General features: G+C 67.7%; 23 protein-coding genes and 1 tRNA gene. 14 read left to right on the forward strand and 10 right to left on the reverse strand.

The features are described 5' to 3' along the window. Positions 1-78: 78 nt before the first annotated feature. Positions 79-1,167: a COX15/CtaA family protein gene (locus AAC979_RS07375; protein ID WP_371346169.1), complete on the forward strand. Its 1,089-nt coding sequence runs from the start codon at positions 79-81 to the stop codon at positions 1,165-1,167. A gap of 78 nt (positions 1,168-1,245) precedes the next feature. Here the strand turns inward: AAC979_RS07375 and uvrA are convergent, their stop codons facing one another. Together uvrA and AAC979_RS07385 are read right to left on the reverse strand one after the other, a co-directional pair. Then, a complete protein-coding gene (gene uvrA, locus AAC979_RS07380; RefSeq protein WP_371346170.1) occupies positions 1,246-4,149 on the reverse strand; it encodes an excinuclease ABC subunit UvrA in 2,904 nt (967 codons plus the stop codon). Between the two features lie 96 nt (positions 4,150-4,245). Next, complete coding sequence (locus AAC979_RS07385) at positions 4,246-4,398, reverse strand: hypothetical protein (RefSeq protein ID WP_371346171.1); 153 nt, start codon at positions 4,396-4,398, stop codon at positions 4,246-4,248. 270 nt (positions 4,399-4,668) lie between these two features. Here AAC979_RS07385 and ssb point away from each other — a divergent pair, with 270 nt between their 5' ends. Beyond that, positions 4,669-5,232 (forward strand): single-stranded DNA-binding protein, encoded by a 564-nt coding sequence (gene ssb, locus AAC979_RS07390; protein ID WP_371346172.1) that lies wholly within the window; start codon positions 4,669-4,671, stop codon positions 5,230-5,232. Between the two features lie 444 nt (positions 5,233-5,676). Here the strand turns inward: ssb and AAC979_RS07395 are convergent, their stop codons facing one another. Beyond that, positions 5,677-6,303: a MarC family protein gene (locus AAC979_RS07395; protein ID WP_371346173.1), complete on the reverse strand. Its 627-nt coding sequence runs from the start codon at positions 6,301-6,303 to the stop codon at positions 5,677-5,679. Between the two features lie 340 nt (positions 6,304-6,643). On the opposite strand from AAC979_RS07395, the gene gyrA reads away from it, so the two are divergent. The 7 genes from gyrA to tgt all read left to right on the forward strand — a co-directional run bounded on the left by gyrA (position 6,644) and on the right by tgt (position 14,622). After that, positions 6,644-9,427 carry a DNA gyrase subunit A gene (gene gyrA / locus AAC979_RS07400; RefSeq protein ID WP_371346174.1) on the forward strand — a complete coding sequence of 928 codons (2,784 nt, stop codon included), beginning with the start codon at positions 6,644-6,646 and terminating at the stop codon, positions 9,425-9,427. A 92-nt stretch (positions 9,428-9,519) separates the two neighbouring features. Continuing rightward, positions 9,520-10,557: an alpha/beta hydrolase family protein gene (locus AAC979_RS07405; protein WP_371346175.1), complete on the forward strand. Its 1,038-nt coding sequence runs from the start codon at positions 9,520-9,522 to the stop codon at positions 10,555-10,557. Between the two features lie 109 nt (positions 10,558-10,666). Beyond that, a complete protein-coding gene (gene coaD / locus AAC979_RS07410; RefSeq protein ID WP_371349015.1) occupies positions 10,667-11,167 on the forward strand; it encodes a pantetheine-phosphate adenylyltransferase in 501 nt (166 codons plus the stop codon). A gap of 42 nt (positions 11,168-11,209) precedes the next feature. Further along, on the forward strand, positions 11,210-11,776 hold the full coding sequence (locus AAC979_RS07415; RefSeq protein ID WP_371346176.1) for a peptidylprolyl isomerase: 567 nt from the start codon (positions 11,210-11,212) through the stop codon (positions 11,774-11,776). Between the two features lie 32 nt (positions 11,777-11,808). Then, positions 11,809-12,267 (forward strand): peptidylprolyl isomerase, encoded by a 459-nt coding sequence (locus tag AAC979_RS07420; RefSeq protein ID WP_244376647.1) that lies wholly within the window; start codon positions 11,809-11,811, stop codon positions 12,265-12,267. A gap of 118 nt (positions 12,268-12,385) precedes the next feature. Then, positions 12,386-13,471 (forward strand): tRNA preQ1(34) S-adenosylmethionine ribosyltransferase-isomerase QueA, encoded by a 1,086-nt coding sequence (gene queA / locus AAC979_RS07425; RefSeq protein ID WP_371346177.1) that lies wholly within the window; start codon positions 12,386-12,388, stop codon positions 13,469-13,471. Beyond that, positions 13,468-14,622 carry a tRNA guanosine(34) transglycosylase Tgt gene (gene tgt, locus AAC979_RS07430; RefSeq protein ID WP_371346178.1) on the forward strand — a complete coding sequence of 385 codons (1,155 nt, stop codon included), beginning with the start codon at positions 13,468-13,470 and terminating at the stop codon, positions 14,620-14,622. Before queA ends, tgt begins: the two co-directional genes overlap by 4 nt. A 135-nt stretch (positions 14,623-14,757) precedes the next feature. On the opposite strand, the gene wrbA is transcribed toward tgt, so the two are convergent. Then, positions 14,758-15,357, reverse strand: a complete 600-nt coding sequence (gene wrbA / locus AAC979_RS07435; RefSeq protein WP_371346179.1) for an NAD(P)H:quinone oxidoreductase — start codon at positions 15,355-15,357, stop codon at positions 14,758-14,760. 226 nt (positions 15,358-15,583) lie between these two features. Here wrbA and AAC979_RS07440 point away from each other — a divergent pair. Both AAC979_RS07440 and AAC979_RS07445 read left to right on the forward strand, forming a co-directional pair. Further along, a tRNA-Lys gene (locus AAC979_RS07440) sits at positions 15,584-15,659 on the forward strand. A gap of 47 nt (positions 15,660-15,706) precedes the next feature. Next, positions 15,707-16,192 carry a hypothetical protein gene (locus tag AAC979_RS07445; protein ID WP_371346180.1) on the forward strand — a complete coding sequence of 162 codons (486 nt, stop codon included), beginning with the start codon at positions 15,707-15,709 and terminating at the stop codon, positions 16,190-16,192. Between the two features lie 36 nt (positions 16,193-16,228). Here the strand turns inward: AAC979_RS07445 and AAC979_RS07450 are convergent, their stop codons facing one another. Continuing rightward, the gene (locus tag AAC979_RS07450; RefSeq protein WP_371346181.1) at positions 16,229-16,867 is read right to left on the reverse strand and encodes an alpha/beta hydrolase; all 639 of its coding nucleotides are present in this window, start codon (positions 16,865-16,867) and stop codon (positions 16,229-16,231) included. A 31-nt stretch (positions 16,868-16,898) separates the two neighbouring features. After that, complete coding sequence (locus AAC979_RS07455) at positions 16,899-17,183, reverse strand: sulfurtransferase TusA family protein (protein ID WP_371346182.1); 285 nt, start codon at positions 17,181-17,183, stop codon at positions 16,899-16,901. 144 nt (positions 17,184-17,327) lie between these two features. Here AAC979_RS07455 and mobB point away from each other — a divergent pair, with 144 nt between their 5' ends. Next, a complete protein-coding gene (gene mobB, locus AAC979_RS07460) occupies positions 17,328-17,864 on the forward strand; it encodes a molybdopterin-guanine dinucleotide biosynthesis protein B (protein WP_371346183.1) in 537 nt (178 codons plus the stop codon). Here the strand turns inward: mobB and mobA are convergent. From mobA to recG, 3 genes are read right to left on the reverse strand one after another with little or no spacing between them, the layout of a single operon-like run. Continuing rightward, the gene (mobA, locus tag AAC979_RS07465; protein WP_371346184.1) at positions 17,849-18,469 is read right to left on the reverse strand and encodes a molybdenum cofactor guanylyltransferase MobA; all 621 of its coding nucleotides are present in this window, start codon (positions 18,467-18,469) and stop codon (positions 17,849-17,851) included. The two genes, mobB and mobA, sit on opposite strands and share 16 nt — an antisense overlap. After that, entirely contained in the window at positions 18,466-18,873 is a 408-nt protein-coding gene (locus AAC979_RS07470; protein WP_371346185.1) for a YbaN family protein, read from the reverse strand. The genes mobA and AAC979_RS07470 overlap by 4 nt, the downstream gene beginning before the upstream one ends. A 32-nt stretch (positions 18,874-18,905) precedes the next feature. Then, positions 18,906-20,987, reverse strand: a complete 2,082-nt coding sequence (gene recG, locus AAC979_RS07475; RefSeq protein WP_371349016.1) for an ATP-dependent DNA helicase RecG — start codon at positions 20,985-20,987, stop codon at positions 18,906-18,908. Positions 20,988-21,137: 150 nt separating this feature from the next. Between recG and AAC979_RS07480 the strand changes: the two genes are divergently transcribed. Both AAC979_RS07480 and mfd read left to right on the forward strand, forming a co-directional pair. Continuing rightward, positions 21,138-21,434: a succinate dehydrogenase assembly factor 2 gene (locus AAC979_RS07480; protein WP_371346186.1), complete on the forward strand. Its 297-nt coding sequence runs from the start codon at positions 21,138-21,140 to the stop codon at positions 21,432-21,434. Then, complete coding sequence (mfd, locus tag AAC979_RS07485; RefSeq protein ID WP_371346187.1) at positions 21,431-24,943, forward strand: transcription-repair coupling factor; 3,513 nt, start codon at positions 21,431-21,433, stop codon at positions 24,941-24,943. The genes AAC979_RS07480 and mfd overlap by 4 nt, the downstream gene beginning before the upstream one ends. Before the next feature lie 251 nt (positions 24,944-25,194). Here the strand turns inward: mfd and AAC979_RS07490 are convergent, their stop codons facing one another. After that, positions 25,195-25,500: a hypothetical protein gene (locus AAC979_RS07490; RefSeq protein WP_371346188.1), complete on the reverse strand. Its 306-nt coding sequence runs from the start codon at positions 25,498-25,500 to the stop codon at positions 25,195-25,197. Positions 25,501-25,513: the final 13 nt, after the last annotated feature.

Genomic DNA, 25,513 nt, shown 5'->3' on the forward strand with positions numbered 1-25,513 from the left:
TCGCCGCGCCCGGGTGGAAGCCGCCCGGCGCGGGGTGGCCGGCGGGGCAGGCGGCCGCCAATGCAGGGAGCGCCCACCATGGTTCAGCCTCACGTCGCCACCGACGTTCCTCCTCCTCTCGCCGTTTCGCCCGCCGCCGGACACGCCGCCGGAGACCGGCTGCGCCCGGTGCGGCTCTGGCTTTATGTCATGGCGGCGCTGGTGGTGCTGATGGTCGTGGTCGGCGGCGCCACACGACTGACCGAGTCGGGCCTTTCCATCACGGAATGGAAGCCGGTGACCGGCACACTGCCGCCGCTGAGTGACGCGGCCTGGCAGGCCGAGTTCGACAAGTACCGGCAGATCCCGCAATACCAGCAGATTAACCGCGGCATGAGCCTGACGGAGTTCAAATACATCTTCTGGTGGGAATGGGGCCATCGCCTGCTCGGCCGTATCATCGGCTTCGCCTTCCTGCTGCCGTTCCTGTTCTTCCTCTGGCGCGGCGTCATCGACCGGCCGCTGCGCTGGAAGCTCGCCGGACTGTTCGTGCTCGGCGGCATGCAGGGGGCTGTCGGCTGGTGGATGGTGGCATCCGGGCTGGTGAACCGGGTGGATGTGAGCCAATACCGGCTGGCCACGCATCTCACCCTTGCCTGCATCATTCTCGCTGCCATCGTCGCTGTGGCGGTGTCGCTGAAACCGCCGCGCGAAAGCCGGGCCTCGCCCGACTGGCTGCGCAACTATGCGCGCATCCTGTTCGCGGTCGTCCTCCTGCAGATATTCCTCGGAGGTCTCGTCGCCGGGCTCGACGCCGGGCTGACCTATACGACCTGGCCGCTGATGGACGGGCACCTGGTGCCGCCGCTGGACAATCTGTTCGTGCAGCAGCCGGCCTGGCGGAACCTGTTCGAGAATGTGCTGACCGTCCAGTTCAACCACCGGCTGGTCGCCTATCTGCTCCTCGCGCTGGCACTGGGGCACTGGCTGAGCGCGCGGCGGGTCGGCGGCGCGGTGCGCCAGCGGGCGACGCTCATCCTGCTGCTGGTGGCGGCGCAGGCAATGCTCGGCATTCTTACGCTGATCCATCAGGTGCCGATCGACATCGCGCTGGCGCATCAGTTCGGCGCCACGCTGGTGCTGATCGCGGTGACGGTGAACCTGGTGCGGTTGCACGAAGGCGCCTGAGCGCGCCGCTCGGACCGGCCGCATGCGGCGGGTCCGGGGCATTGTCGCGGCCACTGGCGCCGTCGAAGGGCGCGACGCCTATTCGGCGGCGCTGCGGGGCTTCAGAGGCCGGCGGGCCAGCACCTCGGCGAGGAAACGGCCGGTGTGGCTGCGCTCGGACTTCGCGATGAGTTCCGGCGGTCCCGACGCAACGATCTCGCCGCCGCCGTCGCCGCCTTCGGGCCCGAGGTCGATGACCCAGTCGGCGGTCTTGATGACTTCGAGATTGTGCTCGATCACCACCACCGTATTGCCCTGTTCCACCAGCTCGTGCAGCACTTCGAGCAGCTTCGCCACATCGTGGAAATGCAGGCCCGTGGTCGGCTCGTCGAGAATGTAGAGCGTGCGGCCGGTGGCGCGCTTTGACAGTTCCTTGGACAGCTTGACGCGCTGGGCCTCGCCGCCCGACAGGGTGTTGGCCTGCTGGCCGACATGGATATAGCCCAGCCCGACCCGCGAGAGGGTTTCCAACTTGTCGCGCACCGCCGGCACCGCCTTGAAGAACTCCGCGCCCTCATCGACGGTCATGTCGAGCACGTCGGCGATGGATTTGTTCTTGAAGGCGACTTCCAGCGTCTCGCGGTTGTAGCGCTTGCCCTTGCAGACGTCGCAGGTGACGTAGACATCGGGCAGGAAGTGCATCTCGATCTTGATGACGCCGTCGCCCTGGCACGCCTCGCAGCGCCCGCCCTTGACGTTGAAGGAAAACCGCCCGGGCCCATAGCCGCGCGCCTTCGCCTCCGGCAGGCCGGAGAACCATTCGCGGATCGGGGTGAAGGCGCCGGTATAGGTCGCGGGATTCGAGCGCGGCGTGCGGCCGATCGGCGACTGGTCGATGTCGATCACCTTGTCGAGATGTTCCAGCCCTTCCAGCCCGTCATGCGGGGCGGGCGGCTCGGAGGCGCCGTTCAGCCGCCGCGCCACCGCCTTGTACAGCGTGTCGATCAGGAGGGTCGACTTGCCGCCGCCGGATACGCCGGTGACGGCGGTGAAAAGGCCGAGCGGGATGGCGGCGGTGACATTCTTCAGATTGTTGCCGCGCGCGTTCACCACCCGCAGCATGCGCTTGGGGTTCGGCTTGCGGCGCTTGGGCACCGGCACGGTCAGTTCGCCGGTAAGGTATTTGCCGGTGAGCGAATGCGGATTGGCGAGGATTTCCTTCGGCGTGCCCTGGGCGACGATGCGCCCGCCATGGACGCCGGCGCCGGGGCCGACATCGACGACATAGTCGGCGGCGAGGATGGCGTCCTCATCGTGCTCGACCACGATCACCGTGTTGCCGAGGTCGCGCAGCCGCCGCAGCGTGCCGAGCAGGCGCTCATTGTCGCGCTGGTGCAGGCCGATGGAGGGCTCGTCCAGCACATAGAGCACGCCGGTAAGGCCGGAGCCGATCTGCGAGGCGAGGCGGATGCGCTGGCTCTCGCCCCCCGACAGCGTACCAGAGGCGCGAGCGAGGGTGAGATAGTCGAGGCCGACATCGAGCAGGAAGGCGAGGCGTTCGCGGATCTCCTTGAGGATGCGCGCGGCGATCTCGTTCTGCTTGTCGCTGAGCTGGGCGGGCAGGGCGGCGAACCACTCCAGCGCGTGGCGCACCGAAAGCTCCGCTGCCTCGCCAATGTGCCGGCCGGCGATCTTCACCGCCAGAGCCTCGGGCTTCAACCGGTAGCCATGGCAGGACGCGCAGGGCACGGCGGAGAAATACTTGCCGATTTCCTCGCGCGCCCAGTCGCTTTCCGTCTCGCGCCAGCGCCGTTCCAGATTGGTGACGATGCCCTCGAAAGTCTTCACCGTCTCATAGGCGCGCATGCCGTCATTGTAGACGAAGCGGATGGTCTCGGCCTTCGAGCCGTGCAGGATCACCTCGCGCACCTTCTCCGGCAGCTCAGACCAGGCGGTGGTGAGCTTGACGCCGTAATGGCGGGCAATGGCCTCCAGCGTCTGGCCGTAATAAGGCGAGGTCGACTTCGCCCAGGGCGCGATGGCGCCCTGTTTCAGCGAGCGCGCGGCGTCGGGGACGATCAGATTCGGGTCGATCTTGCTCTCATGCCCCAGCCCGTCGCAGGTCGGGCAGGCGCCGAACGGATTGTTGAAGGAGAACAGCCGTGGCTCGATCTCGGCGATGGTGAAGCCGGAAACCGGGCAGGCAAATTTTTCCGAGAAGACGATGCGGCGGGCGTCGCCGCTCTCTTCCTTCTCGTCGGCGAACTCGATCACCGCGATACCGTCGGCCAGACCCAGCGCAGTCTCGAACGAATCCGCCAGCCGGCTGGCAATGTCGGGGCGGACCACGAGCCGGTCCACCACCACGTCGATATCGTGCTTGAATTTCTTGTCGAGCGACGGCGCGTCGGCGATCTCATGGAATTCGCCGTCGATCTTGACGCGCTGGAAGCCCTTCTTCTGGAACTCCGCCAGTTCCTTGCGGTATTCACCCTTCCGGCCGCGCACCACCGGGGCAAGCAGGTAGAGCCGGGTCTTCTCCGGCAGGGCGAGCACACGATCGACCATCTGGCTGACGGTCTGGCTCTCGATCGGCAGGCCGGTGGCGGGCGAATAGGGTATGCCAACCCGCGCCCAGAGCAGGCGCATATAGTCGTAAATCTCGGTGACGGTGCCCACCGTCGAGCGCGGATTCTTCGAAGTGGTCTTCTGCTCGATGGAGATGGCCGGGGACAGACCGTCGATCTGGTCCACATCCGGCTTCTGCATCATCTCCAGAAACTGGCGGGCATAGGCCGAGAGGCTCTCGACATAGCGCCGCTGGCCTTCGGCATAGATGGTGTCGAAGGCGAGCGACGACTTGCCCGAACCCGACAGGCCAGTGAACACCACCAGACTGTCGCGCGGGATTTCGAGATCGACATTCTTGAGATTATGCTCGCGCGCGCCGCGGATCGCTATCGTGCGGGCGTCGCGGCGCGGGAGGTCCACGCGGTCCTTCATTCCGAACTCTTCTCGCCGGTTTCTACGGGCATCTACGCCGAACAACGGACTTTCGGGGCGGCGCAGTCCGGAGACGGGGCCCGCCCGGCGAAGGGATCAGCCCCCGACGCCGTGCAGCGTTGCCAGACCCGCCGCGACAGCAAGTGCGCCGGCTACGGCCAGAAAGGCCCGGCGGATCAACGCCTGGCGCGCCTCTTCGGCACGGACGGCGATGGCACGGGCGCGCGGGGGGCGGCGCATCTGGGTCATGATGGGGACAGGCTCCCTTTTAGAACACAGGGTAAACATAGTCCGGCGCGCGCGCTTCGCAATGTCGACTCAGCACTCTTGCAGCAGCTTAGCCACAATGCTAGGAACATAACAAGAACAATGTGCCCCTTGCGGCGGCCGGCCGACGCTCGGGGGCGCAAAGCGGTGGACAGACGGCCCCGGGGCGCGGCCAATCGGCGGCGGGTCTAGTATAGGTTTCCTTTCTCAAGCGCGCGCCAAGGCGGGCGTCCGGCAGTTTCGGAGGACAAGATGGCGGGCAGCGTCAACAAGGTGATCCTGATCGGCAATCTCGGCCGCGATCCTGAAGTGCGCACGTTCCAGAATGGCGGGCGGGTGTGCAATCTGCGCATCGCCACTTCGGAAACCTGGCGCGACAAGGCCTCGGGCGAGCGCAAGGAGCGCACCGAATGGCACAGCGTGGTGATCTTCAACGAGAACCTGCTGCGCGTCGCCGAGCAGTATCTGCGCAAGGGCTCCAAGGTCTATATCGAAGGCCAGATCGAGACCCGCAAGGCGACCGACCAGAATGGCGGCGAGCGCTATTTCACCGAAGTGGTGCTGCGTCCGTTCCGTGGCGAACTCACCATTCTTGACAGCCGCGGCGGCGGCGGTGGGGAGGGCAGCGGTGACGATTACAGCGCCGGCGGCAGCGATTTCGGTTCCGGCGGCGGCTATGGCGGCGGTTCGGGCGGCGGGCGCTCCTTTGGCGGCGAGCGCCGCCCGGCACCGGCGAGCGGCGCCGGCGGTGCCGGCGGCGGCAAGTTCGGCGGCGGCTCCGGCGGCGGCGATCTCGACGACGAAATCCCGTTCTGACGCTTGAGAACGGGTGCGGGGCCGATCCAGATGGACCTCGCCCCGCTCCTCGACGCTTCCGCAGCTATAAGGCTGCACGCCTTCAGCGCGATCGCGGCCCTGGCGCTGGACACGGTCCAGCTCGCCGCACCGAGGGGCACGCTGTCGCATCGGCCTTGAGCTGGCTGTGGGCCGGCCTCATGGTGATGGTGGCCATCTCGTCCTTCTGGATTCAGGGGATGCGCTGGATCGGGCCGTTCGGCCCCATCCACCTTCTCTCGCTATTGGTGCTCGGGACGCTGCCCCTCGCTCTGCTGAGGGCGCGGCGGGGCGACATTCGCCGCCACGCGGCGGGAATGACCGGCCTGTTCTATCGGGGGCTCGTCGCCGCCGGCCTCTTCACCTTCTGGCCGGGGCGAATGATGATCAGGCCCGGTTCGGCCCTTGAACCGGACGGGGCCGGCGTCAGCTCAGAAACGACGCCCGGATGCCGTCGATCACGAACTGCACCGCCAATGCCGTAAGCACCACGCCCAGCAGGCGCGAGAGAATGGCATTGCCGGTGACGCCGAGCAGTTTGTCCATCCGCCGCGCGGCGAGAAACACCGCAATGCAACTGGCGATGACGAGCGCGGTGATGGCGAACAGCGCGGCCAGCCGCGCCGGATCGCCATGCGCCTCGCCGGCCAGCAGCAGCATGGCGGTGATGGCGCCGGGCCCGGCCATGAGCGGGATGGCGAGCGGGAAGACGGCCAGCGTGCGCAGCAGCTTTTCGCGCTGCGCCACCTCGGAGGCGTCGAATTTGCGTTCGGTGCGGCGGCCGAACACCATTTCGAATGAGATCGCGAACAGCAGCAGCCCGCCGGCGATGCGGAAGGCGGGCAGGCTGATGCCCAGCGCCGCCAGCAGCGGCGCCCCTACCAGGCCGAAGGTGACGAGAATCGCGAGCGCGATGGCGGCCGAGCGCAGCGCCACCAGCCGTCGCTCCGCTGCGGTAAGATCCGAAGTCACCGCCAGGAACAGCGGAGCCAGCCCGATCGGGTCGATCACCACCGCCATGGTGACGATGGCCGAGAACATATAATCGAGCATTCCGCCCCCATCCGTTCTGCATTGCCCGCCGCGCTGAGAACCGCGAGCCCGCGAGACGCGCCCCTTGGAACCGGCGCCGCCACAGCACTATACCTTTCACCCGACGCCAGCGGGCTGCCAATGGCTCGGCATCCGCGCCGGCTCACGCGCCGTGGCCCGGCCCTGCCGTGGCTCCGGGCGCCACGCTTTCGCCACCTTCCCGCAGCGCTGTGGACATGCGCCTGTAAACTATTGACTTAAAAAGGCTTTTGCCGCCACTGAAAAAGCCGGCTTGCTGGCCTTTCAGGGCGGAATCGTCTACACAAGCACATATGTTCCGCAACCACGGAAAGACGATTCCTTGTCCGAATCCGATACGTTGAACCCGGAGGGCGGCGGCCCTTCGGACATCCGGCCCGTCTCGATCACCGAGGAGCTGTCGCGCAGCTATCTCGATTATGCGATGAGCGTGATCGTCTCGCGCGCGCTTCCCGACGTGCGCGACGGCCTCAAGCCGGTGCATCGCCGCATCCTGTTCTCGATGCGCGAGAACAATTACACGCCGGAGCGGCCCTACAATAAGTCCGCCCGCGTCACCGGCGACACGATGGGTAAATACCATCCGCACGGCAACCAGGCGATTTACGACGCGCTGGTGCGTCTGGCGCAGGACTTCTCCATGCGCCTGCCGCTGATCGACGGTCAGGGCAATTTCGGGTCCGTCGATGGCGATCCGCCGGCGGCCGAGCGTTACACCGAAGTCCGGCTCGCCAAGCCGGCGATGACCTTGCTGGACGATCTCGACAAGGACACGGTCGACTTCCAGGACAATTATGACGGCCGCGAGCAGGAGCCGACGGTCCTGCCGGCCCGTTTCCCCAATCTCCTGGTCAACGGTGCCGGTGGCATCGCGGTTGGCATGGCGACCAACATCCCCCCGCACAATCTCGGCGAGGTGGTGGATGCCTGCGTCGCGCTGATCGACGATCCCTCGCTCGATGTGGAGCGGTTGCTCGACTATATTCAGGGCCCGGACTTCCCGACTGGCGCGCTCATTCTCGGACGCAGCGGCATAAGGCAAGCCTATCTCACCGGCCGTGGCTCCATCGTCATGCGTTCGCGCGCGACGATCGAGGAAATCCGCAAGGACCGCGACGCCATCATCGTCACCGAAATTCCCTATCAGGTGAACAAGGCGACGATGATTGAGCGCATCGCCGAACTGGTGCGTGAGAAGCGGCTGGAGGGCATCGCCGAGATTCGCGACGAATCCTCCCGCGAAGGCATGCGGGTGGTGTTCGAGATCAAGCGCGACGCCCAGGCCGATGTCGTGCTGAACAATCTCTATCGCATGACCGCGCTGCAGACCTCGTTCGGCGCCAATATGGTGGCGCTGAACGGCGGCAAGCCGGCGCTGATGAACCTTCTGGACCTGCTGACCGCCTTCGTCGCCTTCCGCGAGGATGTGGTGAGCCGGCGCACCAAATTCCTGCTGCGCAAGGCGCGCGACCGCGCCCATGTGCTGGTCGGCCTCGCCATCGCCGTCGCCAATATTGACGAGATCATCCACACCATCCGCAGCTCGCCCGATCCGGCGTCGGCGCGCGAGGCGCTGATGACCCGCCACTGGCCGGCGATGGATGTCGCCCCGCTGATCGCGCTGATCGACGATCCGCGCCATCGCCTCGCTGAAGACGGCACCTACCGGCTCTCGGCCGAGCAGGCCCGCGCCATTCTCGATCTGCGCCTGCAGCGCCTCACCGCGCTGGGCCGCGACGAGGTGGCGGACGAACTCGACAAGATCGCGGTGGAGATTCGGGAATATCTCGACATCCTCGCCAGCCGCGAGCGCATTCGCGGCATCGTCAAGGACGAGTTGCTGGCGGTGAAGGCGGAGTTCGGCACTCCGCGCAAGACCGAGATCACCGAAGCCGAAGGCGATTTCGAAGACGAAGATCTGATCGCCCGCGAGGACATGGTCGTCACGGTTTCCCATGCCGGCTATGTGAAGCGCGTGCCGCTGTCGACCTATCGCGCGCAGCGGCGCGGCGGCAAGGGCCGCTCGGCGATGCAGACCAAGGACGAGGATTTCGTCACCCGGCTGTTCGTCGCCTCGACCCATGCGCCGGTGCTGTTCTTCTCCTCCAAGGGGCAGGTCTACAAGCTCAAAGTGTGGCGCCTGCCGATCTCCGCCCCGCAATCGCGCGGCAAGGCGCTGGTGAACATTCTTCCGCTGACCGAGGGCGAGCGCATCACCAGCATCATGGCGCTGCCGGACGAGGAGACCTGGAGCCGGCTGCAGATCATGTTCGCCACCAATTCCGGCACGGTGCGGCGCAATGAGCTGTCCGACTTCACCAATGTGAACCGCAACGGCAAGATCGCGATGAAGCTGGAAGTGGGCGAGTCCATCGCCGGCGTCCAGCTCTGCACCGAGGCCGATGACGTGCTGCTGACCAGCGCCAATGGCCAGTGCATCCGCTTCCCCGTCACCGAGGTGCGCGTCTTCAAGGGCCGCGATTCCATGGGCGTGCGCGGCATCCAGCTTGAGGAGGGCGACCGGCTCATTTCCATGGCCATCATCCGCCATGTCGAGGCGACGGCGGAGGAGCGCGCGGCCTATATCAAACTGGCCAATTCCATCCGCCGCAGCCAGAACGGGGCGGAAGGTGCGGGCGAGGAGGGCGAGGTCACGGAAGCCGAGATCGTCGAGGGCGAGGCCGAGGAAGGCGTCGCCGCGCCGGCGGAGATCGACCAGGCCCGCTACGTCGCCATGGGCGCCGCCGAGCAGTTCATCCTCACTTTGTCGGAGAACGGTTACGGCAAGCGCACGTCTTCCTATGAGTACCGCACCACGCGGCGCGGCGGCAAAGGCATCGTCGCCATGGCGGTCAATGATCGCAATGGCCCGCTGGTGGCGTCCTTCCCGGTGGAGGATGCCGACCAGATCATGCTCGTCACCGATGGCGGCCAGCTCATCCGCTGCCCAGTCAACGGCATCCGCACCGTCGGGCGCGGCAGCCAGGGCGTGATCGTGTTCGACACCGCCGAGGACGAGAAGGTCGTCTCGGTGGAGCGCGTCACTGAGGAAGAAGGCGACGAGGCGCTGGGCGGCGAGGCTGCGGGCGAAGACGCAGCAAGCTGAGCCAAGGTCATCATGAGAACACGGAACGGCGCCAGAAGGCGCCGTTCTTGTTTCCACTGCTCGCCTCGTGCCCCTCCCGAGTGTCATCGCCAATGCGAATCCTCTTCCTCCTTCTCGCGCTTGCGGTCATGGCGACCAGCGGTGGAGCTGCGCGCGCCGACGGCGTCGGCTTTCGCCGACTGAGCCTCGCCGAGATGCCGGAGCGCCCACTGGAAGCGGCGGTCTGGTATCCGACGCCGGCGTCGGACCCGCAGACCTTGATCGGTGACAACGCGGCATTGGTGGGCGAATCCGTCATCGTCGACGCCGCCCCGGCAGTCGGTCGCCACCGTCTCGTCGTGCTCTCCCACGGTTTTGGCGGCAATCTCGGCAATCAGGCCTGGCTGGCGGTCACGCTCGCGCGGCATGGCTTTGTCGTCGCGGCGGTGAATCATCCCGGCACCACCAGCCGCAACCTCAAGCCCGATACCGGCGCACGGCTATGGGAACGGCCGCGGGATCTGTCCCGTTTGATCGACCGGATCACCCGCGATCCCGCCTTCGGTGCGGATGCCGACAAGGTCGGTGTCATCGGCCATTCTCTCGGCGGCTGGACGGCCGTGGCGCTGGCCGGCGGGCGTTTCGATCCGACCCGTTTCGCGGCCGACTGCGAGGTTCATGCCCAACTCGCGGCCTGCGAGATATTTGGTCGGCTTGAGGCGGGAAGCACGGTCGAGGCGCGCGCGCTGCTGGCCGGTGATCTCGGCGACCGACGGGTCGGCGCGGCGGTCGCGCTTGATCTCGGCCTGGCACGCGGCTTCACGCCAGAAAGCCTCGCTGCCCTGAAGGTGCCCGTGCTGGTGATGTCGGCGGGCGAGGGCGACGCACAGGTGCCCGCCGCGCTGGAGTCGCGTTATCTGGCCGCGCATCTCCCTTTCGGGTCGGGACGCTATATCGCCTTGGCCGGCGCGACGCATTTCACCTTCCTGCCCTTGTGCAAGCCAGGGGCGGTCGCGTTGCTGGAGGCGGAGCAGCACGGCGATGGCCCGGTCTGCCATAACGGCACCGCTGCGGAGGGGCGCGCTGACCTCCACGCGCAGGTGGCCGAAGCGGTGCTGAACTTCCTCAATGCCGAGCTCGGTACACCCTGAGCGGACGCGGCACAGCGACCGGCGCGCAGGGTGGAAACCGCCGCGGCTTGCGTCCGGGGCCCGAGACCGCTAACCCTTGCCGCGCACCGAGAGGCCCGTGATGAGCGCCATGCGCACCGCCTTCTACCCCGGCTCCTTCGACCCGCCGACCAATGGGCATGTCGAGGTCGCGCGCGCCGCCGCGCGGCTGGTGGACCGTCTGGTGGTGGGCGTCGGCATTCATCCCGGCAAGACGCCCCTCTTCGCTCCGGCGGAGAGGCTGGAAATGCTGCGCGAGATTTTCGAGCCGATCGCCCGCGAGGAGGGCGCGCATCTCGACTGCGTGACCTTCGACAATCTGGTGGTCGACGCGGCTGAGGCGCATGGCGCCAGCCTGCTGATCCGCGGCCTGCGTGACGGCACCGATCTCGACTATGAAATGCAGATGGCGGGAATGAACGCGACGCTGAAGCCCGGCGTGCAGACGGTGTTCCTGCCGGCTTCCCCCATCGCCCGCCCCATCACCGCCACTCTCGTGCGGCAGATCGCGGCGATGGGTGGCGATGTGTCCGCCTTCGTGCCCGACGCCGTGCTGGTCCGCCTCAGCGGCCGGTTCCGGCGCGAGGCTTAGCGGCGGGCCGTGCCCCGCCTTTGATCAACGGAGTTCGTGCCCATGATCCGACGCCTCTTTGCGGCCTTCACCGTCGCCTGCGGCCTGGCCCTGATCGCCGCCGCCCCGGCCGCGGCGCAGGCGCCCAAGCTGCCGCCCAATGTCGATCCGCAGAACGCCATCATCATGCAGACCACCAAGGGTCCGGTGATCTTCGTGCTGCGCCCCGACATCGCCCCGCAGCACGCCGAGCGCATCAAGACGCTGGCGCGCGAGGGCTATTACGACAATGTCCCGTTCCACCGCGTCATCGAAGGCTTCATGGCGCAGACCGGCGACGGCCAGTATGGCAACGGCACCGGCGGCTCGCGCTACCCCAACCTGCCGGCGGAGTTTTCCAGCGTGCCGTTCAAGCGCGGCACGGTGGGCATGGCGCGTGCCTCCAGCCCGAACAGCGCCAATTCCCAGTTCTTCATCACCTTCGGCGACGCTTCTTTCCTCAATGGCCAGTACACGGTGATCGGCCAGGTCGTCTCCGGCATGGAGAATGTGGACAAGATCAAGCGCGGCGAGCCGGTGCAGAACCCGGACAAGATCATTTCGATGAAGGTGGCTGCGGACGTCAAGTGACGCCGTCGACCTTCCAATAAAGGAGAGACACCATGACCGACACCGCCGAAACCACGCTGCTGCTCGAAACGACGCAGGGGCCGGTCAAGATCCGCTTCCGCCCTGACCTCGCCCCCGGCCATGTCGCCCGCATCAGCGAGCTCGCCAAGCAGGGCTTTTATGACGGCGTGGTGTTCCATCGCGTCATTGACGGCTTCATGGCGCAGACCGGCGATCCCACCGGCACCGGCCGCGGCGGCTCGGGCAAGAACCTGAAGGCCGAGTTCAACAAGGGCCGGCATGTGCGCGGCACCGCCTCCATGGCTCGCGCCCAGCACCCGGACTCGGCGGATAGCCAGTTCTTCATCTGCTTCGCCGATGCCGGCTTCCTCGACGGCCAGTACACGGTGTGGGGCGAGGTGATCGAGGGCATGGAGAACGTCGACAAGATCAAGCGCGGCGAGCCGGTGCAGAACCCGGACAAGATCGTCAAGGCGACCGTCTCCGCCTGATCCTCCTAGTCGAGAGCGACATCATCCCGGAGCGGCCGCGCGACCGCTCCGGGATCGTCTTATGTGGAGGCCCGTCCCGAGGTGCGACCCTGCGGCGCGCGGGACGACGGAAACAAGCATGCGTGTCGACCTGTTCGATTTCGACCTGCCGCCCGAGCGCATCGCGCTCCGTCCCGTCACGCCGCGCGATGCGGCGCGGATGCTCGTCGTATGTGCCGGTGGTGAGCCGGAACTGCGGGACGCGCAGATACGCGACCTGCCCGAACTACTCGCACCCGGCGACGCGCTGGTCGTCAACGATACGCGCGTGCTGCCGGCACGTCTCGACGGCATCCGCCGCCGTGCCACCTCGCAGGGCGAAGGGGTGCAGGTCGAAGCCATGCTGCATAAGCGGCTCGGCCCCGACCGCTGGCTCGCGCTGGCCCGGCCCGGCAAGCGGCTGGCGCCGGACGACGTGATTGAATTCACCTCCGCCGACGGTGTCGCCACGCTCGCCGCGCGCGTCGAGGCGAAAGGCGAGGGCGGCGAGGTGACGCTACGCTTTGAGGCGGCAGGCGCCGCGCTCGATGCCGCCATCGCCGTCATCGGCCATATCCCGCTGCCGCCCTATATCGCCGCGAAACGCGCCGACGACGCGCAGGACCGGGCCGATTACCAGACGATGTTCGCCGCGCATGAGGGCTCTGTCGCGGCGCCCACGGCGGGGCTTCATTTCACCCCGGAACTGATCACAAGACTGGAGGCGCGCGGCATCGAGACCCATCGCGTCACCCTGCATGTCGGCGCCGGCACTTTTCTCCCTGTCAAGGCCGACGACACGGCCGACCACCGGATGCATGCCGAATGGGGCGAAGTCTCCCATGAGGCCGCCGCCGCGCTGAACGCGGTGAAGGCGCGCGGCGGGAAGGTCGTCACCGTCGGGACCACGGCCACCCGGCTGATCGAGAGCGCCGCCTCGCAAGAGGGAGTGCTCAGCGCCTGGCGCGGCGAAACCGATATCTTCATCACCCCCGGCACCCGCTTCCGCTTCATTGGCGGCATGCTGACCAATTTCCACCTGCCGCGTTCGACGCTGGTGATGCTGGTCGCGGCGTTCATTGGTCATGAGACGCAGAAGCGCGCCTATGCCCACGCCATCGCGAGCGGGTATCGCTTCTATTCCTATGGCGATGCCTGCCTTTTGCTGCCACAAGCCCGGCCATGACCCTTTACCACACGCACGAACCCCCCCCGTTTCATTATCGCCTGCACGCCACCGATGGCGCCGCCCGGCTCGGCGAGGTGGTGACGCCACGCGGTGTGGTGCGCACGCCCGCCTTCATGCCGGTGGGGACCGCCGGTACCGTGAAAGGTATGTATCCTGGGCAGGTGCGCGAGCTCGGCGCCGACATCCTGCTCGGCAACACTTATCACTTGATGCTGCGCCCCGGCGCCGAGCGCGTCGCCCGGCTGGGCGGACTGCATGAGATGATGCGCTGGCCACACCCGATCCTCACCGATTCCGGCGGCTTCCAGGTCATGTCGTTGGCGGGGCTGCGGAAGATGAGCGAGAAGGGCGTTACCTTCCGCTCGCATATTGATGGCGCCTATCACGAATTGACCCCGGAGCGCTCGGTCGAGATTCAGGGGCTGCTGGGCGCGGATATCCAGATGCAACTGGACGAGTGCGTGCGCCTGCCGGCGAGCCGCGACGAGATCGCTCGCGCGTTGCGCCTTTCCCTGCGCTGGGCGGAACGTTCGAAGAAGGCGTTCGAGGCGCAGCCGCCGGGGCGTGCGCTGTTCGGTATCGTGCAGGGTGGCGACGATTCGGAACTGCGCATCGAATCGGCACGCGGGCTGATCGACATCGACTTCCCCGGCTACTCCATCGGTGGCCTCGCGGTCGGCGAACCGCAGGAGGTCATGCTGGCGATGCTGGAGGTGGTGACGCCCATCCTGCCAGCGGAAAAGCCGCGTTATCTCATGGGCGTCGGCACGCCGGACGACATCATCGAAAGTGTGGCCCGAGGGGTCGACATGTTCGACTGCGTGATGCCGACGCGCGCCGGTCGCCACGCCACCGCCTTCACCCGCTTCGGCAAGATCAACCTGAAGAATGCGCGCCATGCCGAAGACCCGCGCCCGCTCGACGCGGAAAGCGACTGCCCGGCCGCGCGCGACTATTCCCGCGCCTATCTCCACCACCTCGTGCGCTGCGACGAGATGCTGGGCTCAATGCTGCTGACCTGGGTCAACCTCGCCTATTATCAGAGCCTGATGGCCGGCATCCGCGCCGCCATCGCCGAAGGCCGCTTCGAGGCGTTCAAGGCCGAGGTGAAGGAAGGCTGGGCGCGCGGGGACATCCCGGCGCGGTGAGCGCCGCGATCAAACGCGAGGTTCGGCCGTCGCGCCGTCATCCCCGGGCTCGACCCGGGGATCCATGTCTTTTCGATTGGCGAAGCAATGCCGTGGATGCCCGGCACTGGCCGGGCATCGCTATGCCTCGGCGCCTTACACCGCCAGCTTGCCCGCAATGGTGGCGACATGCTTGCCCTGGAAGCGGGCGCCGGCCAGCTCGACATCGGAGGGCTGGCGCGAGCCGTCGCCATCGGCAATGGTGGAGGCGCCATAGGGCGAGCCGCCCTTGATCTCGTCAACGCCCATCTGCCCCTGGAAGGCATAGGGGAGGCCGACCACGACCATGCCGTGATGTAGCAGGGTGGGGACGAAGCCCAGGATGGTGGATTCCTGGCCGCCATGCTGGGTGGCCGAGGAGGTGAAGACCGACCCGACCTTGCCGACCAGCGCACCGGTGAACCACAGGCCGCCGGTCTGGTCGATGAAGCTGCGCATCTGCGAGGCCACCGTGCCGAAACGGGTGGGGGCGCCGAAGATGATGGCGTCGTACTCCTTCAGCTCGTCCACCGTGGCGACGGGCGCCTTCTGGTCGAGCTTGAAATGGTTCTGCCGGGCGATCTCCTCCGGCACCGTCTCCGGCACGCGCTTCACCACCACCTCGGCACCGGCCTCGCGGGCACCTTCGGCAACCGCCTCGGCCATCGTCTCGATGTGGCCATAGGTCGAATAATACAGCACCAGAACCTTCGCCATGTCTCTGCTCCTTGTCCCTAGGCTGGCCGGCGGCCGGCCTGAAATGTCGCGGCTGCAAGCTAATGGCGGTAAGGCCGGCTCGGAAGCGGCATGATCGACCGAGCATTCTTGCGCCCGTGCAATATGAAATAAAGGGAGGCTCGGGGGCGAGCCTTTGGACAGATGCTGCCGCGACGCGCCGTCCGCTTGCCTTCCCCGAACGAAACCCTTAAGCCCCACCCCGTGGGAGCCCGTAGCTCAGCCGGTAGAGCACGTGACTTTTAATCATGGGGTCCTGGGTTCGAGTCCCAGCGGGCTCACCACGCGCAAAGCCGTGTCCTTGAAGCCGTTTTCCGCAGCAGGAGTTGAGATGTCCTACGCACAGTTTCTCCCGGCCTCGGCGTTCGCTCTTGCCCTCGTGGCGGCGCAGCCGGCGTTTGCGGCCGATGCGTTCGAGTGCCCGAAGAGCACGCTGGAAGCCGCGCAGGCGGCGACGATCAAGAAGGTGCTGCCCTCGGGTGACGGTCTCGACCAGGCGGATGCGCTGGACGCGGCGGTCGATGGGCTGCGCGCCGCCGGTTTCGGTTCCGGCCTGATCATTGACGGCGTGATCGCCGCCTACTGCCCGAGCGTGGCCGCGAAGGCCGGCCTGACGGATGCGCAGAAGCGGCAACAGGTTGCGACCTTTGCTTCGCGCGTCACCCGCACCGTCTACTCCCTCGACAGCGCCGACGCGGTGATCCTCGACGTGCCGTTCCCGCCGGAAATCCTCAACGCCATCAACGCCAAGGCGGCAGCCGCGAAGGTGTCGCCGGAAGCCTTCGTGCGCCAGGCGGTCGACGCCGCCCTCAAGTAAGCCTTTGCGCCGGCTCTCTTTTTGGGAGCCGGCGCCTCAGTTTCCGGTCAGGCTTTCCAGCCGGGCGATGACAGTCTGGTGGAACTGGTCCATCGAGTCGATGCTCGTATGGTCGATACCCGGTTGGCCGGAAAGATCAATGTTCTCAAGGTCGCCCGTATAGCCCGGCGACGCCTCGACCGGCTTGCCGAAGCCGTCGGCGGCCCAGAAATTGATGAGAACCGCGACATTTTCCGGCACCGGATCGGGATCGGTGGCGTCGAAGGTCACCGCGAGATCGACCAGAATCTGTTGCGTTTGCAGGCTGTTAGCGATGGAGATCACCGCATTCGCGCCGAGCGAATGGCCGATCAGAATCGTTGGTCCCTCATGGCCCTCGATCTCCCGCCGCTCAATCAGCGCAGTAACCTGCGCCGCCTCGTCCCAGCCATAGATTTCGGCGTGGTAGCCCTGCGCGACCAATTCCTGGGCGAGGGCGTCAAGCCCTTGAGAAAAAACGCCAAAAAGACCGCGCAACAGATAGACATGGGTGTCCGCGCGCGACGGCAGCGGCGCCGCAGCGCTCTGGCCGTGATGCGGCACCTGCGCCGAATTGGCGTGACCAGTGAGTGCGGTGAGGTGGACAGTGAGGCCGACGAGGCCGGTGAGGGTGAACAGACGGCGCGTCAGTCTCATTCGCGGACCCCGGGGCTCGATAATCGCCACGCTACATAGCCGGTTTCTGCGACGCTGTGTCGACCTCTCGCTCCTGCCCCTTGCGGATGAGGAAGGAGAGCACCTCACCCCGCCGCTCCTGCGCCACCAGCTCATGCCCGTCCTGGCGCACGAGATGGGGAATGTCGATGGCGGCCATCGGATCGGTGCAGTCGACGCGAATCAGCGCGCCCGGCGCGGCGCGCGCCAGCGCCCGGCGGGCGTGCAGCGCCGGCAGCGGGCATTTCAGCCCTTTGAGGTCGAGCCGGAGCGGGGTCTCGGAAATGGGGTCAGCCATGGCGCGCGGGTTACGCCGTGACGGAACATGAGGCAAGCGCTTCCCGTCCAACCCGGCGCAAGCGTGATCGGCGCAGCCGCCGGGGCGACTTGACGCCGGGGCCGCGAGGGCCGAAGTGCTGTGAAGAGGCGCGGGGAGGCGAGCATGCGGCTGATCGGATTCGCGGGGTGGAGCGGCGCGGGCAAGACGACGCTGCTGGCGCGGCTCATTCCCGTTCTGGTCGGGCGCGGGCACCGCGTCTCGACGGTGAAGCACGCGCACCATAATTTCGATGTCGACAAGCCGGGCAAGGATTCGCACACCCACCGCACTGTGGGCGCGAGCGAGGTGCTGATTTCCTCGGCCAATCGCTGGGCGCTGATGCATGAGCTGCGCGGCGCGGCGGAACCGGAACTGCCGGAACTGGTCGCCCGGCTCTCGCCGGTCGATCTCGTTCTGGTGGAAGGCTTCAAGCAGGACCATCACCCCAAGATCGAGATCAATCGGGCCGAACTCGGCAAGCCGTTCCTCTATCCCGACGACCCCTTCATCCTCGGCCTCGCCTCCGACCGCCCGGTGCCGGACTGCCCGCGCCCGGTGATCGACCTTAACGACATCGAGGCCATCGCCGATTTCGCCGACCAGCACGCGATCGCCATCAACGCCATCGCCTGGCGCCCCGCCGATCACAGCGCGGGATAGGCCGCGAGCAGGCGCTCGGCGGCGGCGAGGTCGTCGGGCGTGTTGAGGTTGAGGAAAGGGTCGAGCGGCGTCGCCGGCCATTCCACCGGTACGGCGCCGACCTCGCGCGTCCAGTGCATCATCCGCCGCTCGTCTTCCTCCACCAGCAGGCGGAGCAGCAGGGCGCGCGCCGCCACCGGCCACAGCCCGATGACGGGATGCTCACGCCCGCCGGAGGTCGCATAGGCGGCGCCCGTCTCCCCGGCAGCCGCCGCCAGACGTGCGGCCAGATCGCGCGGCAGGAAGGGGCAGTCGCTCGGCACGGTGAGCAGGTGGCGCGTCCCCGGCGCCTCGCGCGCGAGATGGTCGAGCCCGGCGAGCAGGCCGGCGAGGGGGCCAGGATGGCCGGGCAGGGTGTCCGCCACCACAGGCAGATTGAGCCCGAAGCGCGCCGCCGGCCCATTGGCATTGAGCAGAAGCGGAGAGACCTGCGGCGCGAGCCGTGCGGCGATGCGCGCGAGCACCGTCTCGCCGCCGAGCCGCTTCAGCCCCTTGTCGCCGCCGCCCATACGCCGCGACAGGCCGCCGGCGAGGATCAGCCCGGCGGGCCGCGCCGCGTCGCTCATGCGGTCGGCCGGGTCAGCAGATAGGCGCTGGTGCCGACGAAGATCGCGCCAATGATCGCCAGAACCGGCACGGAAAGGCCGATGACGACCAGCAGCACGAAACTGCCGGCCATGCTGCCGGTGGCGACAAGCTGAGCCCAGCGTGGGACCACGCCGTTCGCCCGCCACGCCACCACCGAGGGGCCGAGGCGGGGATGGGTGAGCAGCCAGCGCTCGAAGCGCGGCGAGGAGCGGGTGAACAGCCACGCCGCGAGAATGAGGAAAACTGTGCCGGGCATGACAGGGGTGACGAGCCCGATGATGCCCAGCCCGACGCAGACCCAGGCGAGGGCAAACATCGCCCAGCGCAGGGGCGCCGTGAGAGAAGAACTCTTTCGTTCCGGGCCGGTCATCGCGCCGTGCATCACCGCATCGCCTTGTTCGCCGCGCCCCCAGTTTAGCCCGCGCTCAGCAGCTTCACCGCCACGTCGCGCTCGAACACATGTAGCAACAGCCGCAGGGCCGCGCCACGCGGGCCCCGAAGATCAGAATCGTTCTTGACGATCTCCAGCGCCTCGGCCCGCGCCGCGACGAGAAGATCGCCATGCACCTCCAGCCGCGCCAGCTTGAAGCCGGGAAAGCCGCTCTGCCGCGTGCCGAGTACGTCGCCCTCGCCGCGCAGCTTCAGATCCTGCTCGGCCAGGAAGAACCCGTCCTCGGAGGAGCGCAGCGCCTCCAGCCGCTGCCGCGCGATCTCCCCCAGCGGGCGGCGGTAGAGCAGCACGCAGGTGGAGGCCTCCGAGCCGCGCCCGACGCGGCCGCGCAGCTGATGAAGCTGCGCGAGGCCGAAACGTTCCGCATGCTCGATCACGATGATGCTCGCCTCGGGCACATCGACGCCAACCTCGACCACGGTGGTGGCGACGAGAAGCTGCGTCTCCCCCGCCGCAAAGGCGGCCATGGCGGCGTCTTTCTCCGCCCCCTTCATCTTGCCGTGGACGAGGCCGACACGGGCGCCGAAATGCGCCGCGAGATCGGCGAAACGCGCCTCGGCGGCGGCGAGGTCGGAGGTTTCCGATTCCTCCACCAGCGGGCAGATCCAGTAGGCGCGCCGCCCCTCTTCCAGCGCGCGGCCGAGCCGGGCGACGATCTCGTCGATGCGGTCGGAGGGAATGGCGCGGGTGTCGATGGGCTGGCGCCCGGCTGGCTTCTCTCGCAATTCGCTGGAGTCCATGTCGCCGAAATAGGTCAGCACCAGCGTCCGCGGGATCGGCGTCGCGGTCATGACCAGCACATCCACCGCCTCGCCCTTGGCGGCCAAGGCGAGGCGCTGATGCACGCCGAAGCGGTGCTGCTCATCGACGATGGCGAGCGCGAGGTCGTGGAAATCCACCCCTTCCTGAAACAGCGCATGGGTGCCGATGACGAGGTCGATCTCACCGGCCGCGAGGCGGGCCAGAAGCTCCGCCCGCCCGCGCCCTTTCTCCCGCCCGGTGAGCAGGGCGACGCGAAGGCCCGCCGCCTCCGCCAGCGGGGCGATGGTCTTCATGTGCTGGCGGGCGAGGATTTCCGTCGGCGCCATCAATGCCGCCTGCCGGCCGGCCTCGATCACGCTCGCGGCCGCCAGCAGCGCCACCACGGTTTTGCCGGAGCCGACATCGCCCTGCAGCAGGCGCAGCATGCGGTCCTGCGAGCCGAGATCGGCGCGAATGGCTTTGAGCGCCTCGGTCTGCGATCCCGTGAGCGAGAAGGGCAGGGCGGCAAGGATGCGCGCCGAGAGCCGCCCGTCGCCCACGCTCGGCCGCCCGGCCTGCTTCACCGTGCTGGCGCGCAGAAGAGCGAGGGCGAGCTGGCCGGCGAGCAGTTCGTCATAGGCGAGGCGCTGCCACGCCGGCCCCTGCGGGCTGGCGTCCGACGTGTCCTGCGGCTGGTGCACGCTGCGCAGCGCCGCGAGGAAGCCGATGCCGGGCGGGTCGGCGCGCCATTCCGGCAGCTCCGGCACCTGGGTGAACGCGGCGTCGATGGCGCGGCGCAAATGGCCCTGTCCCAGCCCCTCGACGAGGGGATACAGCGGCTCGATCGGTGGCAGCCTGGCGAGGCCGGCGGCGTCCACCACCCGGTCGGGGTGAACCATCTGCGCCATGCCGTCGTAGAGCGTGACGGTGCCCGACACCCAGCGCGTCTCGCCGACCGGGAGCAGCCGCTCCATCCAGCTTCGGTCCGCCTTGAAGAAGGCGAGCGTCAGGTCGCCGGTGGCGTCGTGGCCATAGACCCGGTAGGGGGCGCGGGAGCCGCGCGGGGTGGGGACATGGCGGTCGACATGGATTTCCACCGTCACCACCGTGTCGGGCACGATTTCCGCCAGGGTCGGGCGGGCGCGGCGGTCGATGGTGGAAGAGGGCAGGTGCAGCAGCAGGTCGAGCACCCGCGCGCCCTCCTCCCGCCCGAGCAGGCGGTTGAAGGGCCGGGCGAGCTTCGGGCCGATGCCGGGAAGGCCGGTGATTTCGGCGAAATAGGGATTGAGAATGTCGGGCCGCACGATGCCGGGAAGGTGGACGATGGGCGCGCGGGGCGCAATCACCCTCGCGCGCGTTCTGTCAGCCATGCCGACAAGCCACCTGACAGCGGGCGCCGCCCGCGCTAGAACCGGCGCCTTCCACGGCCTTGAGAGACAGGGCACAGGACTCACATGACCGGAACCACGCGCTCCAGCGCGGGCCTCGATGCCCGCCGCCGCCGCATCCTCTACCGCTCCTGGCACCGCGGCACCCGCGAGATGGACCTGCTGATGGGCCGTTTCGCCGATGCCTGCATCGGCGAATTGAGCGAGGAGGAGGTGGCCGATTTCGAGAGACTGATCGAGGTCGAGGATCCCGATCTGTTCGGCTGGCTCGGCAGCGGCGTGCCATCGCCGGATTTCGACACCCCCGTCTTTCACCGCTTCCGCCAGTTCCATCTGTCGGGCGAGGGCCTGCCGCCGATATGAAGACCGCGTTCGCCACCCTGACCTCGAAGCTCGCCCCCGGCCGCACGGTCACGCTCGCCAATGTGCCGGGCGGGATGGAGGGCCTCGTCGTCGCCGACCTCGCCCGCGCGCTGGCGGCGCAGGACAAGGCCCCCTGGCCGACGCTGATGGTGATCTGCCGCGACAGCGAGCGCATGGCGGAGCTGGAGCGCGCGCTTGGCTTCTTCGCGCCGGGCGTAGAGGTGCTGCCCTTCCCGGCCTGGGACTGCCTGCCCTATGACCGCGCCTCGCCCAACAGCGCGATCATCGCCCGCCGCATGACCACGCTGGCCCGGCTCGCCCGGGTGAAGGGCCGCGAGGCCGGCACCATCGTGCTCACCACGGTGAACGCCGCGCTGCAGCGCGTACCGAGCCGGGCGCTCATCGCCACCCAGTCCTTCTCCGCCGCGCCGGGCAACGCGCTCTCGCTCGACGAGGTGGTCGGCTGGGCGGAGATCAACGGCTTCCAGCGCACCTCCACCGTGCGCGACACCGGCGAATATGCGGTGCGCGGTGGCATTGTCGATCTGTTTCCGCCCGGCCTGCCGGCGCCGGTGCGGCTGGATTTCTTCGGCGACACGCTGGAATCGATCCGCTCCTTCGATCCCGAGACCCAGCGCACCGCCATGCAGATGCGCGCGCTCGATCTCGTGCCGATGAGCGAGGTGCAGCTCACCAGCGAGACGATGAAACGCTTCCGCATGGCCTATGTCGCCGCCTTCGGCGCGGCGCAGCGCGGCGACATGCTGTATGAGGCGGTGAGCGAAGGCCGGCGCTATCCCGGCATGGAACACTGGCTGCCGCTGTTCCATGAGGGGCTCGACACGCTGTTCGACTACGCCCCGGACGCGCCGATCGTGATGGAGGCGCAGGACGACGAGGCCGCCGCTTCGCGGCTCGATCAGATCGCCGACTATTACGACGCCCGCCGCCACGGCATGGAGCATGGCGGCGGCACCCCTTACAAGCCGCTGCCGCCCGACGCGCTCTATCTCACCGCCGAAGAGTGGAAGGCCCGGCGCGAGGCGGCGAAGAATGTCGCGCTCTCCGCCTATGCGCTCCCCGAATCGAAGGACGTGATCGACCTCGACGGCCGCCCCGCGCGCTCCTTCGCGCCGGAGCGCGCGGACCCGGAGGCCTCGCTGTTCGAGGTCGCCGCCGTCTATCTGCGCGACCTCGCCAAGAAGAAGCGCACCATCCTCGCCGCCTGGTCGGATGGGTCGCGTGACCGGTTGTCCACCGTGCTCGCCGATCACGGCCTCAAGGGCACGCAGACGGTGGGCTCGCGCGATGCGGCCGAGGCGCTGCCCAGGGGCACCATCGCGCTCGCCGTGCTCGGCATTGAAAGCGGCTTCGAAACCGACAGCCTCGCCGTCATCGGCGAGCAGGACATTCTCGGCGACAGGCTGGTGCGCCCCAAGCGCAAGGCGCGCCGGCCGCAGGACGTGATCGCGGAACTCGGCGCGCTCACCGCCGGCGATCTCGTCGTCCATGTCGACCACGGCATTGGCCGCTTCATCGGGCTGAAGACCATCGAGGCGATGGGCGCGCCGCATGACTGCCTCGAAATCCACTATGCGGAAGGCTCCAAGCTGTTCCTGCCGGTGGAAAACCTCGAACTTCTCTCGCGATACGGCTCGGAGGACACCGAGGCCCAGCTCGACCGGCTGGGCGGCGGCGGCTGGCAGGCGCGCAAGGCGCGGATGAAGAGCCGCATCCGCGAAATGGCGGCCGAACTGATCAAGGTCGCGGCGCAGCGCCAGACGCAGGAGGCGCCGCGCCTCGTGCCGGCGGCCGGGCTGTATGACGAGTTCCGCGCCCGCTTCCCCTATGAGGAAACCGAGGACCAGGAGGCCGCCATCGAGGCGGTGTTCGACGATCTCGGCTCCGGCCATCCGATGGACCGGCTGGTGTGCGGCGATGTCGGCTTCGGCAAGACGGAAGTGGCGCTGCGCGCCGCCTTCGCCGTGGCGCTGAACGGCAAGCAGGTGGCGGTGGTGGTGCCGACCACGCTGCTGGCGCGCCAGCATTTCAAGACGTTTTCGGAGCGCTTCAAGGGGCTGCCCGTCGTGGTGCGGCAGGCGTCCCGCCTCGTCACCGGCAAGGAGCTTTCCGACACCAAGAAGGGCCTTGCCGACGGCGCGGTGGACATTGTGGTCGGCACCCATGCGCTGCTGGGCAAGGCGATCTCGTTCCGCGATCTCGGCCTCGTCATCGTCGATGAGGAGCAGCATTTCGGCGTCGGCCACAAGGAACGGCTGAAGCAGATGCGCGCCGAGGTGCATGTGCTCACCCTCACCGCCACGCCGATTCCGCGCACGCTGCAATTGGCCATGACCGGGGTGCGCGAACTCTCCATCATCGCCTCGCCGCCGGTGGACCGGCTGGCGGTGCGCAGCTTCGTAACCCCGTTCGATCCCTTGATCGTGCGCGAGGCACTGCTGCGCGAGCGCTATCGCGGCGGGCAGAGCTTCTATGTCTGCCCGCGCATCGAGGACCTCGCCGAGGTGAAGGATTTCCTCGACAAGAGTGTGCCGGAGGTGAAGGTCGCGGTGGCGCATGGCCAGATGGCGGCGACGCAGCTCGAAGAGATCATGTCCGCCTTCTATGACGGGCAGTTCGACGTGCTGCTCTCCACCACCATCGTCGAATCCGGCCTCGATATTCCGACCGCCAACACGCTGATCATCCACCGCGCCGACATGTTCGGCCTTGCCCAGCTTTACCAGCTACGCGGGCGTGTCGGCCGTTCCAAGACGCGCGCCTATGCGATCTTCACCCTGCCGGCGGAAAAGCAGGTGACGGCGCAGGCCGACCGGCGGCTCAAGGTGCTGCAGTCGCTCGACACGCTGGGGGCGGGCTTCCAGCTCGCCAGCCACGATCTCGACATTCGCGGCGCCGGCAATCTGCTGGGCGACGAGCAGTCCGGCCATATCAAGGAGGTCGGCTACGAGCTCTATCAGGAGATGCTGGAGGAGGCGATCGCCAACCTCAAGGCCGGCATCACCGCGCCGGCGGCGGACAAATGGTCGCCGACCATCTCCATCGGCACGCCGGTGCTGATCCCCGAGGACTATGTGACGGACCTGCATGTCCGCCTCAGCCTCTATCGCCGGCTGGCCGACATGGAGACCGACGCGGAGATCGAATCCATGGGCGCGGAGATGGTCGACCGCTTCGGCACGCTGCCCGAAGAGGTGGAACAGCTTCTGAAGCTGGTGGCGATCAAGGCGCTGTGCCGCCGCGCCAATGTGGAGAAGGTGGATGCCGGCCCGCGCGGCATGGTGCTGACCTTCCGCGACGGGCGCTTCCCCAACCCGGCGGGCTTCATCACCTATGTCGGCAAGCCGCACGTGGTGGCGAAGATGCGCCCGGACGGCAAGGTGGTGTTCTCGGAGGACTGGCCGAGCGCCAATGCGCGGCTGAAGGGCAGCGCCGGCATTCTGAAGGAGCTGGCGAAGATCGCCGAGCAGGGGGCGAAGGCGGCGTAACACGCCGCCTCGCGGAGAAGGCGGCGTAACACGCCGCCTCGTGGAGAAAGCGGCCTAAGGGCCGCGTCGGGGCGCAAGTGCCGCGTCTCGTTCACGCCACGGGCGTCATCCCGGAAGGACCGCAGGTCCTATCCGGGATCGGTACGGCATGTCGGACGACGATCCCGGCTCTCCGCCTGCGGCTGCGGCCGGGATGACGGTGTTCTCAGGGGCAGTGGACCTTCCGCACGACCGCCGCTCTCAGCCGACGCTCACTCCAGCGGGCTCTCATAGGCGCCGTCGGTGTCGGGCATCACGTCGGCGTCGACATCCGAGCCCGGCCCGCTCAGATTCTCATAATTGCCGCCGGCCTGATCCATATAGTCCTCGCTCTTGCCCGAGCCGGGCGTGTCCGGCAGCGGGCCGTAATCGAGGTAATTCGGGTCGTTGATCGGCGGAATGGTGATTTCGAGCCCCCCGGTCGCCGGCTGGTTGGGGTGCACCTCGATCGGCTGCTGCGCAGCGGCGGACAGGGTGCCGGCCACGAGGAGAGCGGCAGAGAGGACGGCGTAACGCATGGACATGGCTCCA

Source organism: Ancylobacter sp. IITR112 (genome assembly GCF_041415945.1).
GTDB lineage: Bacteria > Pseudomonadota > Alphaproteobacteria > Rhizobiales > Xanthobacteraceae > Ancylobacter.

Excerpts from the sequence above, each read along its gene's own strand:
- AAC979_RS07375 (WP_371346169.1), top strand. The coding sequence starts at position 79 with ATGGTTCAGCCTCACGTCGCCACCGACGTTCCTCCTCCTCTCGCCGTT.
- uvrA (WP_371346170.1), bottom strand. The coding sequence starts at position 4,149 with ATGAAGGACCGCGTGGACCTCCCGCGCCGCGACGCCCGCACGATAGCG.
- AAC979_RS07385 (WP_371346171.1), bottom strand. The coding sequence starts at position 4,398 with ATGACCCAGATGCGCCGCCCCCCGCGCGCCCGTGCCATCGCCGTCCGT.
- ssb (WP_371346172.1), top strand. The coding sequence starts at position 4,669 with ATGGCGGGCAGCGTCAACAAGGTGATCCTGATCGGCAATCTCGGCCGC.
- AAC979_RS07395 (WP_371346173.1), bottom strand. The coding sequence starts at position 6,303 with ATGCTCGATTATATGTTCTCGGCCATCGTCACCATGGCGGTGGTGATC.
- AAC979_RS07405 (WP_371346175.1), top strand. The coding sequence starts at position 9,520 with ATGCGAATCCTCTTCCTCCTTCTCGCGCTTGCGGTCATGGCGACCAGC.
- coaD (WP_371349015.1), top strand. The coding sequence starts at position 10,667 with ATGCGCACCGCCTTCTACCCCGGCTCCTTCGACCCGCCGACCAATGGG.
- AAC979_RS07415 (WP_371346176.1), top strand. The coding sequence starts at position 11,210 with ATGATCCGACGCCTCTTTGCGGCCTTCACCGTCGCCTGCGGCCTGGCC.
- AAC979_RS07420 (WP_244376647.1), top strand. The coding sequence starts at position 11,809 with ATGACCGACACCGCCGAAACCACGCTGCTGCTCGAAACGACGCAGGGG.
- queA (WP_371346177.1), top strand. The coding sequence starts at position 12,386 with ATGCGTGTCGACCTGTTCGATTTCGACCTGCCGCCCGAGCGCATCGCG.
- tgt (WP_371346178.1), top strand. The coding sequence starts at position 13,468 with ATGACCCTTTACCACACGCACGAACCCCCCCCGTTTCATTATCGCCTG.
- wrbA (WP_371346179.1), bottom strand. The coding sequence starts at position 15,357 with ATGGCGAAGGTTCTGGTGCTGTATTATTCGACCTATGGCCACATCGAG.
- AAC979_RS07445 (WP_371346180.1), top strand. The coding sequence starts at position 15,707 with ATGTCCTACGCACAGTTTCTCCCGGCCTCGGCGTTCGCTCTTGCCCTC.
- AAC979_RS07450 (WP_371346181.1), bottom strand. The coding sequence starts at position 16,867 with ATGAGACTGACGCGCCGTCTGTTCACCCTCACCGGCCTCGTCGGCCTC.
- AAC979_RS07455 (WP_371346182.1), bottom strand. The coding sequence starts at position 17,183 with ATGGCTGACCCCATTTCCGAGACCCCGCTCCGGCTCGACCTCAAAGGG.
- mobB (WP_371346183.1), top strand. The coding sequence starts at position 17,328 with ATGCGGCTGATCGGATTCGCGGGGTGGAGCGGCGCGGGCAAGACGACG.
- mobA (WP_371346184.1), bottom strand. The coding sequence starts at position 18,469 with ATGAGCGACGCGGCGCGGCCCGCCGGGCTGATCCTCGCCGGCGGCCTG.
- AAC979_RS07470 (WP_371346185.1), bottom strand. The coding sequence starts at position 18,873 with ATGCACGGCGCGATGACCGGCCCGGAACGAAAGAGTTCTTCTCTCACG.
- AAC979_RS07480 (WP_371346186.1), top strand. The coding sequence starts at position 21,138 with ATGACCGGAACCACGCGCTCCAGCGCGGGCCTCGATGCCCGCCGCCGC.
- mfd (WP_371346187.1), top strand. The coding sequence starts at position 21,431 with ATGAAGACCGCGTTCGCCACCCTGACCTCGAAGCTCGCCCCCGGCCGC.
- AAC979_RS07490 (WP_371346188.1), bottom strand. The coding sequence starts at position 25,500 with ATGCGTTACGCCGTCCTCTCTGCCGCTCTCCTCGTGGCCGGCACCCTG.